Consider the following 12,725-nt stretch of genomic DNA (forward strand, 5'->3'; position numbering starts at 1 on the left):
GTATTTACCGGATATTTTCGCTTCATCGTACCATGGATACTCTATTTCTATAGAGTTAGTGGAGGTACTATGTCGTTATTTAATAATCCGATGTAATTAATTGTAGTGCTTTTTTGTTTATCCATAATGCCTTTGTTTTTGGTAATGGGAACTTCGTTTTTAAAAATTTCGATTGTTTTATCAATGTTACGCAATGCGTTAGGCATACAGTAAATTCCGCCTAATATGGCTATTTATAGTTTGGCATTAATATTGACTTTATTTACGATGGCACCAGTTGGTTTTGCAATTCATAATAATATTAAAGCCCAGCCGATTGATTGGAATTCTGTTGATTCTTTGGAACAAATAAATTCATTAGTTATTGCGCCATATAAAGATTTTTTGAAAAAAAATACCAGCGAAGAATAAATTAAATTTTTTACTCAAATAGGCTATAAAATTTGGCCTAAACAATATCAAACTTCATTATCTCCTGACTCTTTATTAGTCATGGTTCCTGCATTTACCATGAGTCAACTTATTGCAGCCTTTAAAATTGGTTTTTTGATTTATCTCCCGTTTGTTGCGATCGATTTTATTGTTTCTAATATTTCATTAGCAATGGGAATGATGATGGTTTCGCCAATGGCGATAGCGCTTCCTTTTAAATTATTAATTTTTATTTTGATGAGCGGCTGGGACAAACTTATTGGTCAATTGATGGTGTCTTTTTCATGAATGAGTCCACCATAATTCATTTTACTTCGGAGTTGTTATGGATTTTGCTGCTGCTTTCATTACCTATTGTAATAGTAGCATCAGTCACTGGGCTATTAGTGAGTATATTACAAGCGCTCACACAAATCCAAGACCAGACATTGCAATTTCTGATTAAATTAGTGGCTGTGTGTATTACCTTTGCGGTGAGTTATCACTGGATGGGGAGTGCGCTGCTTAACTACGCTATTTTATCTTTTGATCAAATAGGTAAATAAGAGGGTTAGATGAATAGTCTAATGCAAATGGTGCCTTGGTTGGCATTGAGCATGATGTGACGACCTCTAGGAATGTTACTATTATTGCACTGTTTAAAGGGGGGAGCAATGGGTAGTAGCTTGATTCGTAACAGCTTGGTATTAGCGTTTGCTTTGCCCATCGCTCCGATAATCAAGATTATGCTGATCGATTTCACCCATCGGACTGTGAAAGAGATAGTGTTTCTATACAGTGAAGAATTGCTTATTGGATTAGTGCTTGGTTTTTATGCAGCTATTCCTTTTTGGGCTATTGATATGACAGGATTTATTATTGACACGTTGCGGGGGTGCCTCGATGTCAACCATCTTAAATCCTTTAATAGGGTTACAATCTTCAATTTTTGGCATGTTATTTACCCAAATATTGAGTGTCTTGTTTTTGGTTTCCGGTGGTTTCAATGCATTACTTACCGCGTTTTACCATTCCTATAATGTATTACCGCCAAATGCACCGTTATCATTTAATGCTTCAATGTTGCTATTCATTCAACAACAGTGGCATATGATGTTACAACTCTGTATGAGTTTTGCAATGCCAGCCATAGTGGTAATGATTTTAGTTGATGTTGCATTAGGATTGATTAATCGTTCGGTAGAGCACTTAATGTATTTTTTCTATCTATGCCAATTAAAAGTGTATTATCTGTGTTTCTTCTTTTGGTGAGTATGTATTTTGCTTTTGATCACTATTTTATGAAGATCCAACTATTTGAAAAACAAATTTCAACTTTATTCCAACTTTGGCGAGGATGATATTAATGGCTGAAAAAACGGAAAAGCCTACACAAAAGCGGATGAATGAGGTACGTAAAAAAGGACAAGTCATTAAAAGTAATGAAATAGTGACAGTATTAAAAATGGCAGTCATTCTCGGTTATTTAATTGTTGAAGGGCATGCTTTATTTAATGCGATTGGCGAATTGGTTATTTTAACTGTGCGCTCACTTTCCTTACCGATCGATATTGCTGCTAAAACAATTATTGGTTCCTTTATCATGTTGTTATTGCGTTTTATGGTTGGTCTGGTGGTGGTATTAATTGTCACAACCTGCTTAAGCTGTATAGTTCAAACTGGACCAATTTGGGCGCATAAAAGTTTGGCATTTAGTTTTAATAAGATGAATATAATCAAAAATGCTAAACAGATTTTTTCGATGAAAAATCTATTTGAGTTTGGAAAGAATATTTTAAAGGTTATTGTGCTCACATTAGTTTTTTATTATTTATTAGATTATTATGTAAACCTATTTCAATACTTGCCAACTTGTGGTACTGACTGTGGTGTAATGGTAATGTTTACGTTAATTCAATGGTTATAGGGAGGATTCTTAGTTTATTATATTGTATTTGCCATAGCAGATTACGGATTTCAATATTATCATGTTATGAAAGAGTTAAAAATGTCGAAGGAGGATACAAAGAGAGAGTTTAAAGATAGAGAAGGTAATCCTCAAATTAAGCAAAAGCGTCGTGAAATACAACGAGAAATAACGAGTAATTCAGTGGTTGCGAATGTAAGAAAAATCGACAGTGATTGTTAGTAATCCAACCCATATTGTCGTTTGTCTTTATTACCAATCTGGCATTACTCCATTACCTCAAGTTGTTGAAAAATTTTAAGATAATATTGCTTTGCATATTGTGAAACTCGCTGAAAAAGCAGGTATTCCAATGGTTGAGAATATACCATTAGCTCGTGCGCTATTTCAACAAGTAGAAAGAGAGCAAATAATCCCTGAGAGCTTGTTTGAACTGGTTGCAGAGCTATTGCGTTTAGTAATGGATCTTCGTTACGATAGCAATGATTTATTAATTGTTTATAAAAAATTGAAACTTATCAATCTCTTAGTTGTAAAAATGATAAGCACTATAATGAATAATAAGTTGTATTGTTTTTACTTGTTAAAGTAGTTTCCTCCATCGCTTGAGGTTATGAATTTAGAGTATCAAGCGTGACAAAAACCAAGATGGCGAAGTTAAATGATTACTGGGGATTTGAAACGAATCAAGATCGTTCTGGTGGATAATCATGACTTGATCTTTGATGGCTTAAAAAGCTGTCTTACCCCCTACTCCGATCTGGAATTAGTTGGATTTGTTACTGATAGTCTTGGTGTGTATGATGCATGTTTAAAATTACAGCCAGACTTAGTGATAATGGATCTTAGTTTACCCTGGCATGAGTGGCGTTGAAGCTATTCGCCAATTAAGAAAACGTTGGCCAAAATTAATGGTAATTGTATTGACTGCTTCCGAAGAAAAACGGAAAGCACGTGATGTCCTTGATGCTGGCGCTAATGGTTATGTATTAAAACATGGCTCTAAAAGTACACTGATAGCAGCAATTAAAAGTGTCGGTAGAGGTAAGTTTTTCATCGATCCTAATTTGGATGCAGCAAAAATTGTTGTGTTACAAGGGGTTGAAAATGGAGATATTCCGGTATTAACAACCCATAGGGAAAAACAGGTGCTTAAACTTATTTTTGACGGCGGGCGTAATCGTGATATTGCTGAAGCATTAGTAATCGGCTTGAAAACAGTCGAAACTCATCGAATGAATATTATGAGGAAACTCGATGCGCATAATGTAGAGCAGATTTGATGAAATGGGCGCACAGAATGGGATTTTAACAGCTTGGCCCTGTTACGGGCCGTGATGAATTAGTAAGTGATTATATTCTAGTGCGATTAATAACACCTCAAGTTCATCGCTAGAAAAATGTCCTTGTGATTCGAGACGTTTTTCTAATTCTGCTACAGTTTTTGATATGTTTTCAAAACCGTTAAGGGCTGCGCTACCTTTTATTATGTTATGTAAAATGTTTCGTAGAACTTCCCAATTATGTGTTTATAAGCAATGTTGAGTACGTTTGATCATATCAGAAAAGTGCTGAGCTAGCCGTTGATTAAACCCGTCTTCAGAAGATTTCATGATTGGTTCAGCATTATCGCAGTTAACTTCAGGTTGCATATCACGATCGATCTGAATTTCGACTGCCATCTCAATACATTAAGCTAATTGCTCGAGTGACACGCGTTTAGTCAAATAGCCGTTCATTAATGATATGGTTTTTTCATCTTCGCTTGGATTAGCGTTAGCGGTAAGTGCAACAATTGGGCATTCAGTATCCAGAATGACATTACTTTTATGCCATAAATATCGGGTATCCGTATATCCATTAATACCAAATCAAAAATATGTTTTTTACCTAGATTAAGCGCTGCTCTACCACTGTCCGCAGTATAAACCATTTGGCCAAGTTCAATTAGCATTTGGCTAATAATGTCACGGTTAGTGGCAACATCATCGACTAAAAATATTTTCAGCTTCTAGGGTATTATTGTTTTAAATAGCATTGATAAAGAGGGCAGAGAAATACCATGCTGAATTTCATATAGCTGCTTCCATAATCGCCATGGCAAGTAGGTTAACTCTTCATTTTCAAGTAATGGATTTTTTCCTTCCTTAGTTCTACCATCCCACAAAGCAATTTGTGCATGTAGTTTATGTGGTGCCGCGATAGGTTCTAGTTGTAAACACATGGGTGAACTTGGTTCGAGTAAAGGCATACGAAATATGAATGTAGAGCCATAGCCATAATCACTCTTCAGGGTAATATTGCCACCCATAATAATGGCGATTTTTTCAGAAAAGGAAAGACCAAGCCCTGTATCAACTTTAGAATGTGATGACTGCACAAAAGGTTGGAATATACAGGCCTGATCCTCTTCTTTTATCCCCGGGCCGGTATCTTTTATATATAAACAGAGCTGATTTTATTCTACTTTAATCGTCAGTTTGATATGCCTTTGTTCAGTAAATTTTGCCGCATTTCCCAGAAGATTAACTAAAACTTGCTGCACTCTTAATGAATCTAAATTGGAAGATTCTGGCACATCATTATTGACTATGCAGTGTAATTTAAACGGTTTATCTATTAAATGGGGCTGAATGGTGACCATTGCATCGTCGACAATTTTTAGGATCGGGTAGCGGCGAAGAGTTAGTTCAACCTGATCGGCTTCAATACGAGAAAAATCTAAGATATTGTTAATAATACTGAGCAACGATTTAGCACAGGTATAGGCGGTATTACGTAAGTTAGCTTGTTTTTCGGAAAACGGCGTAGTTTGCAGTAATTCTAACGATCCTGTGATGCCGTTAAGTGGTGTACGTAGTTCATGGCTGATAATGGTAAAATTCTCACTTTTGCGCGCTGTAGCTCGCTCGGCCAATTGTTTGGCTTCAGTCAGTTCAATGGTTCGAATTGCAACTTTATTTTCTAATTCATCATAATTATGTTTGATAGTATCAAGTAACGTATTATAAGCGCGAGCAATATAACCAAGTTCATTTTTATGTGACTCAGGTAAACGGCGATTAAAGGTCGGCTGAACATCTTGTTTAATAATATTAACAAAATTGCGAATCGGTTTTGCCAGGTACTGCAACAAAATTCACAATATTACAATAGTCATAATAGCAAATGATAACAATGACCATTTCAATTCATGGAGAAAAAGAGTATATGTAATTTGCTTAATACGATCCTCCGGTATTAATGTGATTTGCTGCCAATTAGGGCCATCGATTTGTTCTGAAATAGCGTAATAATTGCCAATATCGATCCCATAAAGGCGATCCTAAAAGATGAGTATAAGTTGGTATTAACATTTTAATATCGGCCATCTCATTTTTAGAAATATTTAACTCATCGTTGAATGATAGAACGCCTTTGGGGGTAAGGAAAAAGTTGATATCACTGGCATGATAAATATTAGAAACATATAACATATCATTGATATCAATCATAAAGCCGACTTGTTGATGATTAGATTTTTGCGATGGCGGCGTGTAACTCATCAGCAAATATGCACGTTTGCTAATGGTATTGTAAAATGGCTCATTCCAACGAAAACCATCTGTTGTTGGTTGCTTGGCTAATGCGGTTATTTCAGCTATTCGTTTGGTTAAATTATTACGTTCTATAGTGGATAGCGCATAAATAGCAATATTCTTACCGGGTTTAATAATAAATGTATCAATATATCTTTGTTGACCTGACGTGCCAAAAGTTTATAGCGCCCATAGATTAGTCATATTTGTTTCCATCGGATGACTGCCAATATTAATTTGGCGGGCAACTAGTTCATGTTTGTCTGTAAAATGTAGGCATTCAAACTGGGATTTACTAATACGGCGTTCCAATTGCTGAATGTCAGTAATTGACTGTTGAAATAGTTTGCGATTCAAATGAGCCCGAATTTCACTCGTTTGGTGATAGGTCATAAGAATATGTTGTATGGCACCACTATAAATATTGTTATAAAAATTTATTTCAATAAGTATCGATAAACTAATGAGTACCAAAATAAAGGCAAAGGTGAGTTTAGTCACTAAGGATGAACACCAACGTGTATTCATAATTACTCTCTTATCCTAGAACGTATGCACATAGACACACATACAATTTATTAACAATAACGCAAATTGTGGTTAAGAATCTACTCTAATTTCTCTATTTATTTTTAATCTGCTTAGGTAACTATGAGATTAAGGTATTTACCCGATACGCCAAAGATATTGTATTACTCATACTTGTTAACAGATAAAAAAGGTGACAAGACGATGATAAAAAGATTTACAGCAACTGGATTGTTTGAAGTTGTTGAAAAAAAAGAAAGCGATCGGAACGCAATTTGTGCGGGAGAAATGCAAATTGGTTATCATCTTCTTTTGGTGCCACAGTTGGTGTTCAGATAATATCGCCCGACAGCAAAATTTGGTATCAACAAGCAAGTTTAGCGCTTGTTTGCTGCCCAAAAGGAAGGAATATGGGGCTAGATTATCGACACTCTTATTGGGTGCTCTGGCAAGCTTAGGATAAATATATTGATGATAATCTCCTTATTCAATCTATTTGTAGTCATCTGGCATTCGCTAAATTTTTGGAAGAAGGTTTGTGTCAACCTGTGGCATCACAACCATTGCGCTATCGGAGTATAAAAAGATAAAAAATAAACTCTGTTGCTTATTTTTATTAACCACAACAGTTGCCCAGGCGGCATCAATTTCTTCGATCCATTGGCAGGACAGTGACCCCTTCGTTTATGTGAGTCGTGGCACCACACCGCTTGCATCGGTAATAAGAGATATTGGTAATTCTTATGGTATTCCTATGGATATTAGTGCACAGATCCAAGATACCTTCAGTGGCTGAATTGAAAATAAAACACCGCAGGAAATTCTGGCATTTTTAGCGCACCATTATGGCTTAGTTTGGTATTACGATGGTGATGTATTACATGCTTATAAAGCACAGAAAATGAACAATCAAATCGTTTCTCTTAGTGCTTTATCAAGTGAACGTGCACTGAACTATATGGGAAAAGCCGGTTTTTTAGATAAAAATAGTTGTGAAGTTAAATCGATTAATGGATTAAATGCGCTACAAGTTTATGGTGTCCCAGATTGTATTAATAAAGTAACCTGATTTATTAATCAGTTTGATCAAGAAGCAAAACAAAACATTCAAACGCAGTGCTTAATCCGCATTTTTCCGCTTAAATATGCATCAGCAACCGATACCATTTATCAATATCGTAAACAAAATGTGACTGTACCAGGTATCGTTAGTGTCCTAAAACAGATGAATCAAACTAATGCAAGTGGCGTAAATGTACAACAAGATATAACGTCATTTGCCGCCGATCCAAGGCAGAATGCGGTAGTAGTTAGCAGTAATAAGCACTATATGGGGCTTTATAGCACGTTAATTAAACAGTTTGATATTGCACCAACTATGATTGAAGTCTCTGTATCGATTATTAATGTAGATGCCTCAGATTTTAATCATTTAGGTATTGACTGGTCGGCAAATTCCAAAATTGATGGTGGTTCGATTTCTTTTAACCAAGGTACATTAGGCAGTGATAATTTTTCAACTGTCATTGGCAATACCGGCAATTTTATGGTGTTGCTGAATGCATTAGAGAAAACTTATAAGGCGAAAATACTTTCTCGCCCATCAGTTGTAACGCTTAATAATGTTCAAGCCGTGTTAGAAAAAATATCACTTTTTATACTAAATTACAGGGTGATAAGGTAGCAAAACTGGAATCGGTAACTGCTGGCTCATTACTTCGTGTCACTCCCAGACTAATTGATAGCAATGGTCGCAAAAAAGTGATGTTATCGCTCAATATTGAAGATGGCCAGCAAGCGAAGGCGATTAATGATAGTGAACCATTACCGCAAGTACAGAATTCAGAGATAGCAACGCAAGCAACACTGAATACTGGTGAAAGTTTATTACTTGGTGGCTTTGTTCAAGATAAAGACCAAACGGTGCAAAATAAAATTCCATTATTAGGCGATTTGCCATTGATTGGCGGTTTATTCAGGAGTGAAGATCGGAGCAAACAGAGTGTGATACGTCTATTTTTAATTAAAGCAGAGCCTATCAATCAAGGAGGTTAATCATGGCAAGCGATTATAAATTGCTATGGTTAAATGGTCCGATGCAAAGGCGAGAATTGTTTCTGCCTGAAGGCGATCTGACCATGGGCATCGATGGTGACATTATTGCACTATTAGCAGGTCATTCCTCTTTGTCACTGACGGTACAGCCACAAGGTATTACGCTGAATCAGCCGATGACGGTATTAGTTGAAGGTGGGATGCGATGCATACTGGCCCCATGACATTTCCGCTCAACTAAGCCATTGTGCTAGCAGGTATCGATTTTATGATTGGACTGGCAGATGAATCATTACAATGGCGCCCGTTACCTTAAGCCAAACTGGCCGGTAAAACTAAATGGAGCTTATTACTGTGGGCTCGATTTTCACTCTTTATCTTGCTGGCAAGTTTATTTGTACTGTTATTACCACCATCATCAGCCACTCTGTTTGATCCTCAGATTTGGTTAAAATAGCAGCTGTTTGCACCTGAATTGGTAGAGATACAGTCACAATGGGATAGTAATGGTGGGTTAACGTTGAATGGTTATTGTGGAAATTTTATCGCTTTGTCACGACTAGAAAGCGAATTGAAATTTCATGGTATTCGTTTTCGTGACAAAACCGTCTGTATTGATCAACTTGTAGCAAACAAATGTGCAGTCAGTTTTGGTCGCTAATGGTTATTTGCATGCAAAAGTGACAACTGGTAAAGAAGCAGGCGATATTCTTATTTCAGGCGCCATCCAGTCGGGTAAGCAATAGGATAATGTTACCCAACAGCTGGGATAATTAAATGGCTTACGTCATTGGCAGGCAAACAATGCGATTGGTGGTTTTAGTCAGCAATTAATCGATACATTACGGAGTAAAGGGTTATTAAGTGGATTGATGGTTGAATCTCGCCAATCCAGCAGCAGCATCACTGGTTTAAGCGACCCAATAAAGAACAAAAAATATATCAGCTAAGCTGCTTCACTTTCCGCTGTAACGGGGCAGTATATGGATGTAAGAATTGAAAATATACCTGTTCGCGAAAATTTCAGTGATTATCTACCTGGCCAGGTTGTCAGTTATGGAGGTAATAGCAAAACACTTTTTGTTGCGTTAAGTAACGGTATACGACTTAAATATAATAGCCAGTTGGATAATGGTTATGTGGTTAGTTACATTGATTTTACTAGATTAGATTTAAATCGTGATGGTAATTCTGTGCATATTCCATTTTCTTTTTAGGGGGGTCATATGACATGTATCACAACATTGGAAGAGAATTTAAAGCAACAATCAGAATATCAGGCAATTTATTTACAGCAATTAAATGACTGCCAAAAAAGCCTAACCCAAAATTATGCGAAATCTTCGTTGGTATTATTGGAGGCGGTAGAAGCAGCAAAACAGGTTATTAATATTTTAGCGCAACGATATAAAAAGCAAAACTAAATAAATATTTATTTTTCTATTTTTTATAAAAATTTTTTAACCAGAGGAAATAATTATGTTTAATGACATTCAAGCATTAATATCAGATTTAGATTTTTGCCGTTCATTTTTATTTGAGAAAATGAAAGAGTTTGAATCTTTGCAACAAGAAATTAAACAATTAACTGAAGAATCTAGCCATAATACAACCGCACAAAATAAATTAAAGAAATTAGCTCAAGCACTTCCAGAGGGTATTGATAAATGCCAAAAGGATATTCTTGCTAAGATTAATTCCCTTGAAAAAAATTTTAAAGTTATAGAGAAAATTTTTAAATCAATTAATCATGAGCCTGATGAAGGAAATAATACATCGTTAGACTCAAACACTGCAGTAAATACAAAAAAGAAAACTTTTAAATCTTATATTTAGTTATGAGGGCTAAATTATGTCTACTAAAGTCTTAAATACATCAGGTAATTATTCTGTCAATTCTGGATCTTTAAATGGCATTAAAGATACCTCCGCAATATATGGTGATTCAGTCTTATCCGGTGGTATTGCGGTTCTGTATATATTTATGAGTTTGTTATCTGATGTTGCCAATCAAAAATATGCGCAAATGCAGCATAAATCAGATGTATCACGTAGCGCCTAAGATATGGCTAATCAGGTTGATGAAATAACATTGCTGAGGTATCTAAAAAAGGTGATAAAGCAACCGGTGAGCTTCCTCAAGCTGTTATCGACTATATACGTAAAAACGGTATTACCGTTGATGGTATGTCAATCGATGATTATTAAGCAAACATGGTGACAAATTAGATTAAGGTCAACTACAGGCGGTTAAGGCGGCGTTAGAAACAGTATCAAACCGTGCTTCTGATTTTGTTTCTCAATCTCAGCTGCAACTGTAAAAAGTGATGCAAAGTTATAATGTGACGGTCAGTTTAATTAATAGTATGCAAACGATGTTGGCAGAAATGAATAAATCGATTGCCCAAAATATTCGTTAATAGATAGTTCTAACCGTTAACAAATTAAAAAGTGGGGGTCGCTATGATCCATTTAACAAGCGGCATTAGAGAGGCTTTGTCTATTAATAGGGGACAAGTGAATAACAATAATTCCAATAGTGGAGATTATGTTATATCCGGCGGGATCGCGGTTCTCTATTTATTTATGAATTTACTTTCTGACATGGCACAATTGAAATATAACCAGATGCAAATTAAGTCACAAATGGTACGTGATGCGCAAGATATGGCTAATCGAGTCGATGAAATTATCGCCAAAATTGCCGCCTGACGTTATCGACTATATGAGAAATCATGGTGTCACTGTAGATGGCATGTCGATTGATGATTTCCTGCAATAAAACGATCCTACCGCGGCTCTATTGGCCAAATTACGTGAAAAAATCGCTGAATCAGGTGCAGATGGGATGCAGTCAGCCAGTTGGCGGGATTTTGTTCGCTATATGGATGAACATGGTATTAAAGTTGATGGACAACGTTGTAGTGATTATATCTGGGGATTGACTGAAGTAGGTTCTCGTTCCTATCAAAAGATCAGTCGTGAACATATGCAGCATATTGCTGATGTATTGGCGTCGGCCGGTGGTTTAGCCTCAAGGGAAGCTAGGCTCGGTTAAAGCGGCGCTAGAAACAGTATCAAACCGTGCTTCTGATTTTGTTTCTCAATCTAAACTGCAATTGCAAAAAGTGATGCAAGGCTACAATGTGACAGTCAGTTTAATCAATAGTATGCAAACGATGTTGGCAGAAATGAATAAATCGATTGCCCAAAACATTCGTTAGGGAGGCAGCAATGGATAATAAAGATTTTGCCACTTTACTTGACTTTGTTCAGCAAGGTGGAGCGTTGAGTTGTTTGGCAAATGTTGATCAAAAGGATCTTGATTTACTTTACCGCTACGCGATGCAACTGATGACTTATGGCGATTATCAGGGTGCCAAGCGAATTTTTTCTTACTAATGCGACTCAATCAAGGCAATTTTGAATACGTTTATGCTTTAGCAACTTGTTGCCAACAACTGCATGAACATGAAGAGGCTATTTTTTGTTTTGGTCGTGCGGGTATGAATCGTTTGCAAGATCCCCGTAGTCCTTACTTTGCTGGCATCAGTTATTTGACACTTAGCAATCGCCAATATACAGAGAAGTCTTTTCGTGCAGCGCTAAGGATATGCCGTTGTTTGCCGACTGAGCAATGGCCAGAAGTCAGAAAAAATGCCAACCAACAGTTAGCTTATTTAATGGGAGAAATATCCCGTGAATAATATGTGTGTTACTTCATCCATTAATACAGCGGATATACAAAATCCTCATTTTCATAATAGCCATCCAGTTGAAAAAATCAGTTTACCCGAATGGTCTATGCCAACCTATGTTTCGTTGAATGTGGATCATGATGAAAAAAATGGCGTTGTTAGTCATTAACAAGCGCAACAAGCTTTTGTCCGTATATTGCATGCTTTACAAGCTAATGATGGTGCCACACTAGATCAAATCGAAAAGGCATCCATTAACGATATGATTTTACTGGCCGCCAACCTGAGTTTAAAGATATTTGGTGATACGGCGGATTCGGCAGCGAAAGCTAGCCAATTGATGACCGATACCCAAGCATTTTTACGTGATAAAGGGGTAAAAGAGTTTCAAGAGCAACTAGCCAAACAAATTAAGCAATCGGAAAAAGCGCAAAGAGGCGGTATTTTGCTGCTATTTTTGATTGGATTGTTGGTGCGGTAGAGACTGTTTATGGCGCACTCAAACTGGTTGAAGGTGCCGCTCGGTTT

The 12,725-nt window shown here is 36.5% G+C and carries 22 protein-coding genes and 9 pseudogenes; 25 read left to right on the top strand and 6 right to left on the bottom strand.

All coding sequences use genetic code 11. The features are described 5' to 3' along the window. The first annotated feature begins 126 nt into the window (after window positions 1-126). The 7 genes and pseudogenes from sctR to ARADI_RS11310 all read left to right on the top strand — a co-directional run bounded on the left by sctR (window position 127) and on the right by ARADI_RS11310 (window position 3,621). Window positions 127-720, top strand: a pseudogene (gene sctR / locus ARADI_RS11270) (type III secretion system export apparatus subunit SctR). Continuing rightward, on the top strand, window positions 717-977 hold the full coding sequence (locus tag ARADI_RS11275; protein ID WP_119712113.1) for an EscS/YscS/HrcS family type III secretion system export apparatus protein: 261 nt from the start codon (window positions 717-719) through the stop codon (window positions 975-977). The pseudogene sctR and the gene ARADI_RS11275 overlap by 4 nt, the downstream one beginning before the upstream one ends. A 72-nt stretch (window positions 978-1,049) precedes the next feature. Next, a pseudogene (gene sctT, locus ARADI_RS11280) lies at window positions 1,050-1,772 on the top strand (type III secretion system export apparatus subunit SctT). 5 nt (window positions 1,773-1,777) lie between these two features. Then, window positions 1,778-2,560, top strand: a pseudogene (locus ARADI_RS19905) (EscU/YscU/HrcU family type III secretion system export apparatus switch protein). Further along, a pseudogene (locus tag ARADI_RS19910) lies at window positions 2,550-2,930 on the top strand (EscU/YscU/HrcU family type III secretion system export apparatus switch protein). Before ARADI_RS19905 ends, ARADI_RS19910 begins: the two co-directional pseudogenes overlap by 11 nt. 84 nt (window positions 2,931-3,014) lie before the next feature. After that, window positions 3,015-3,212 carry a response regulator transcription factor gene (locus tag ARADI_RS11305; protein ID WP_202864208.1) on the top strand — a complete coding sequence of 66 codons (198 nt, stop codon included), beginning with the start codon at window positions 3,015-3,017 and terminating at the stop codon, window positions 3,210-3,212. Further along, window positions 3,199-3,621, top strand: a complete 423-nt coding sequence (locus ARADI_RS11310; protein WP_202864209.1) for a LuxR C-terminal-related transcriptional regulator — start codon at window positions 3,199-3,201, stop codon at window positions 3,619-3,621. Before ARADI_RS11305 ends, ARADI_RS11310 begins: the two co-directional genes overlap by 14 nt. A 246-nt stretch (window positions 3,622-3,867) precedes the next feature. Here the strand turns inward: ARADI_RS11310 and ARADI_RS11315 are convergent, their stop codons facing one another. From ARADI_RS11315 to ARADI_RS11340, 6 genes and pseudogenes are all read right to left on the bottom strand, one after another. Beyond that, entirely contained in the window at window positions 3,868-4,020 is a 153-nt protein-coding gene (locus ARADI_RS11315; protein WP_182853220.1) for a hypothetical protein, read from the bottom strand. 56 nt (window positions 4,021-4,076) lie between these two features. Beyond that, entirely contained in the window at window positions 4,077-4,346 is a 270-nt protein-coding gene (locus ARADI_RS11320; protein WP_119712114.1) for a response regulator, read from the bottom strand. A 3-nt stretch (window positions 4,347-4,349) separates the two neighbouring features. Continuing rightward, window positions 4,350-4,781: pseudogene (locus ARADI_RS11325) on the bottom strand (ATP-binding protein); the annotation flags it as partial. Between the two features lie 15 nt (window positions 4,782-4,796). Then, window positions 4,797-5,471, bottom strand: a complete 675-nt coding sequence (locus ARADI_RS11330; RefSeq protein WP_238149412.1) for a histidine kinase dimerization/phospho-acceptor domain-containing protein — start codon at window positions 5,469-5,471, stop codon at window positions 4,797-4,799. Between the two features lie 127 nt (window positions 5,472-5,598). After that, window positions 5,599-5,883: a hypothetical protein gene (locus tag ARADI_RS11335; RefSeq protein WP_119712117.1), complete on the bottom strand. Its 285-nt coding sequence runs from the start codon at window positions 5,881-5,883 to the stop codon at window positions 5,599-5,601. Between the two features lie 213 nt (window positions 5,884-6,096). Next, complete coding sequence (locus ARADI_RS11340; protein WP_119712118.1) at window positions 6,097-6,444, bottom strand: hypothetical protein; 348 nt, start codon at window positions 6,442-6,444, stop codon at window positions 6,097-6,099. Window positions 6,445-6,618: 174 nt separating this feature from the next. Here ARADI_RS11340 and ARADI_RS11345 point away from each other — a divergent pair, with 174 nt between their 5' ends. The 18 genes and pseudogenes from ARADI_RS11345 (at window position 6,619) to ARADI_RS11430 (ending at window position 12,678) form a co-directional block, all read left to right on the top strand. Then, entirely contained in the window at window positions 6,619-6,783 is a 165-nt protein-coding gene (locus ARADI_RS11345; RefSeq protein ID WP_182853222.1) for a hypothetical protein, read from the top strand. A gap of 247 nt (window positions 6,784-7,030) precedes the next feature. Then, window positions 7,031-8,499 (top strand): annotated as a pseudogene (locus ARADI_RS21770) (EscC/YscC/HrcC family type III secretion system outer membrane ring protein). A 2-nt stretch (window positions 8,500-8,501) separates the two neighbouring features. Further along, window positions 8,502-8,723, top strand: coding sequence for a hypothetical protein (locus tag ARADI_RS11355; protein WP_119712120.1), 222 nt, complete (start codon window positions 8,502-8,504; stop codon window positions 8,721-8,723). 251 nt (window positions 8,724-8,974) lie between these two features. Beyond that, window positions 8,975-9,160: a hypothetical protein gene (locus tag ARADI_RS11360; protein ID WP_147392408.1), complete on the top strand. Its 186-nt coding sequence runs from the start codon at window positions 8,975-8,977 to the stop codon at window positions 9,158-9,160. Then, window positions 9,138-9,245: an EscD/YscD/HrpQ family type III secretion system periplasmic domain-containing protein gene (locus tag ARADI_RS21775; protein ID WP_439647109.1), complete on the top strand. Its 108-nt coding sequence runs from the start codon at window positions 9,138-9,140 to the stop codon at window positions 9,243-9,245. Before ARADI_RS11360 ends, ARADI_RS21775 begins: the two co-directional genes overlap by 23 nt. A 237-nt stretch (window positions 9,246-9,482) precedes the next feature. Then, entirely contained in the window at window positions 9,483-9,716 is a 234-nt protein-coding gene (locus tag ARADI_RS11365; protein WP_119712121.1) for a hypothetical protein, read from the top strand. 9 nt (window positions 9,717-9,725) lie between these two features. Next, a complete protein-coding gene (locus ARADI_RS11370; RefSeq protein WP_119712122.1) occupies window positions 9,726-9,923 on the top strand; it encodes a hypothetical protein in 198 nt (65 codons plus the stop codon). 55 nt (window positions 9,924-9,978) lie between these two features. Continuing rightward, on the top strand, window positions 9,979-10,335 hold the full coding sequence (locus tag ARADI_RS11375) for a hypothetical protein (RefSeq protein ID WP_119712123.1): 357 nt from the start codon (window positions 9,979-9,981) through the stop codon (window positions 10,333-10,335). Window positions 10,336-10,351: 16 nt separating this feature from the next. Continuing rightward, window positions 10,352-10,561: a hypothetical protein gene (locus tag ARADI_RS19915; RefSeq protein ID WP_202864210.1), complete on the top strand. Its 210-nt coding sequence runs from the start codon at window positions 10,352-10,354 to the stop codon at window positions 10,559-10,561. A gap of 29 nt (window positions 10,562-10,590) precedes the next feature. Continuing rightward, window positions 10,591-10,707 carry a hypothetical protein gene (locus ARADI_RS21070; RefSeq protein ID WP_202864224.1) on the top strand — a complete coding sequence of 39 codons (117 nt, stop codon included), beginning with the start codon at window positions 10,591-10,593 and terminating at the stop codon, window positions 10,705-10,707. An 86-nt stretch (window positions 10,708-10,793) separates the two neighbouring features. Beyond that, window positions 10,794-10,919: pseudogene (locus ARADI_RS20260) on the top strand (secretion protein EspA); the annotation flags it as partial. 43 nt (window positions 10,920-10,962) lie between these two features. Then, window positions 10,963-11,281, top strand: a pseudogene (locus ARADI_RS11395) (hypothetical protein). A 21-nt stretch (window positions 11,282-11,302) separates the two neighbouring features. Then, entirely contained in the window at window positions 11,303-11,557 is a 255-nt protein-coding gene (locus ARADI_RS11405; RefSeq protein WP_202864213.1) for a hypothetical protein, read from the top strand. 37 nt (window positions 11,558-11,594) lie between these two features. After that, a pseudogene (locus ARADI_RS11410) lies at window positions 11,595-11,723 on the top strand (secretion protein EspA); the annotation flags it as partial. 10 nt (window positions 11,724-11,733) lie between these two features. After that, window positions 11,734-11,901: a hypothetical protein gene (locus ARADI_RS11415; protein ID WP_202864214.1), complete on the top strand. Its 168-nt coding sequence runs from the start codon at window positions 11,734-11,736 to the stop codon at window positions 11,899-11,901. Further along, window positions 11,901-12,206: a hypothetical protein gene (locus ARADI_RS11420; RefSeq protein WP_202864215.1), complete on the top strand. Its 306-nt coding sequence runs from the start codon at window positions 11,901-11,903 to the stop codon at window positions 12,204-12,206. Before ARADI_RS11415 ends, ARADI_RS11420 begins: the two co-directional genes overlap by 1 nt. Continuing rightward, complete coding sequence (locus tag ARADI_RS11425; protein WP_202864216.1) at window positions 12,199-12,366, top strand: hypothetical protein; 168 nt, start codon at window positions 12,199-12,201, stop codon at window positions 12,364-12,366. Before ARADI_RS11420 ends, ARADI_RS11425 begins: the two co-directional genes overlap by 8 nt. Before the next feature lie 27 nt (window positions 12,367-12,393). Further along, a complete protein-coding gene (locus ARADI_RS11430) occupies window positions 12,394-12,678 on the top strand; it encodes a type III secretion system translocon subunit SctE (protein WP_202864217.1) in 285 nt (94 codons plus the stop codon). Window positions 12,679-12,725: the final 47 nt, after the last annotated feature.

Origin of the sequence: Arsenophonus endosymbiont of Aleurodicus floccissimus, from assembly GCF_900343025.1 — a bacterium.
Classification (GTDB): Bacteria; Pseudomonadota; Gammaproteobacteria; order Enterobacterales; family Enterobacteriaceae; genus Arsenophonus.

Excerpts from the sequence above, each read along its gene's own strand:
- ARADI_RS11365 (WP_119712121.1), top strand. The coding sequence starts at position 9,483 with ATGGATGTAAGAATTGAAAATATACCTGTTCGCGAAAATTTCAGTGAT.
- ARADI_RS11340 (WP_119712118.1), bottom strand. The coding sequence starts at position 6,444 with ATGAATACACGTTGGTGTTCATCCTTAGTGACTAAACTCACCTTTGCC.
- ARADI_RS11415 (WP_202864214.1), top strand. The coding sequence starts at position 11,734 with ATGGATAATAAAGATTTTGCCACTTTACTTGACTTTGTTCAGCAAGGT.
- ARADI_RS11375 (WP_119712123.1), top strand. The coding sequence starts at position 9,979 with ATGTTTAATGACATTCAAGCATTAATATCAGATTTAGATTTTTGCCGT.
- ARADI_RS11275 (WP_119712113.1), top strand. The coding sequence starts at position 717 with ATGAATGAGTCCACCATAATTCATTTTACTTCGGAGTTGTTATGGATT.
- ARADI_RS11315 (WP_182853220.1), bottom strand. The coding sequence starts at position 4,020 with ATGGCAGTCGAAATTCAGATCGATCGTGATATGCAACCTGAAGTTAAC.
- ARADI_RS11310 (WP_202864209.1), top strand. The coding sequence starts at position 3,199 with ATGAGTGGCGTTGAAGCTATTCGCCAATTAAGAAAACGTTGGCCAAAA.
- ARADI_RS11355 (WP_119712120.1), top strand. The coding sequence starts at position 8,502 with ATGGCAAGCGATTATAAATTGCTATGGTTAAATGGTCCGATGCAAAGG.
- ARADI_RS11335 (WP_119712117.1), bottom strand. The coding sequence starts at position 5,883 with ATGAGTTACACGCCGCCATCGCAAAAATCTAATCATCAACAAGTCGGC.
- ARADI_RS11370 (WP_119712122.1), top strand. The coding sequence starts at position 9,726 with ATGACATGTATCACAACATTGGAAGAGAATTTAAAGCAACAATCAGAA.
- ARADI_RS11420 (WP_202864215.1), top strand. The coding sequence starts at position 11,901 with ATGCGACTCAATCAAGGCAATTTTGAATACGTTTATGCTTTAGCAACT.
- ARADI_RS19915 (WP_202864210.1), top strand. The coding sequence starts at position 10,352 with ATGTCTACTAAAGTCTTAAATACATCAGGTAATTATTCTGTCAATTCT.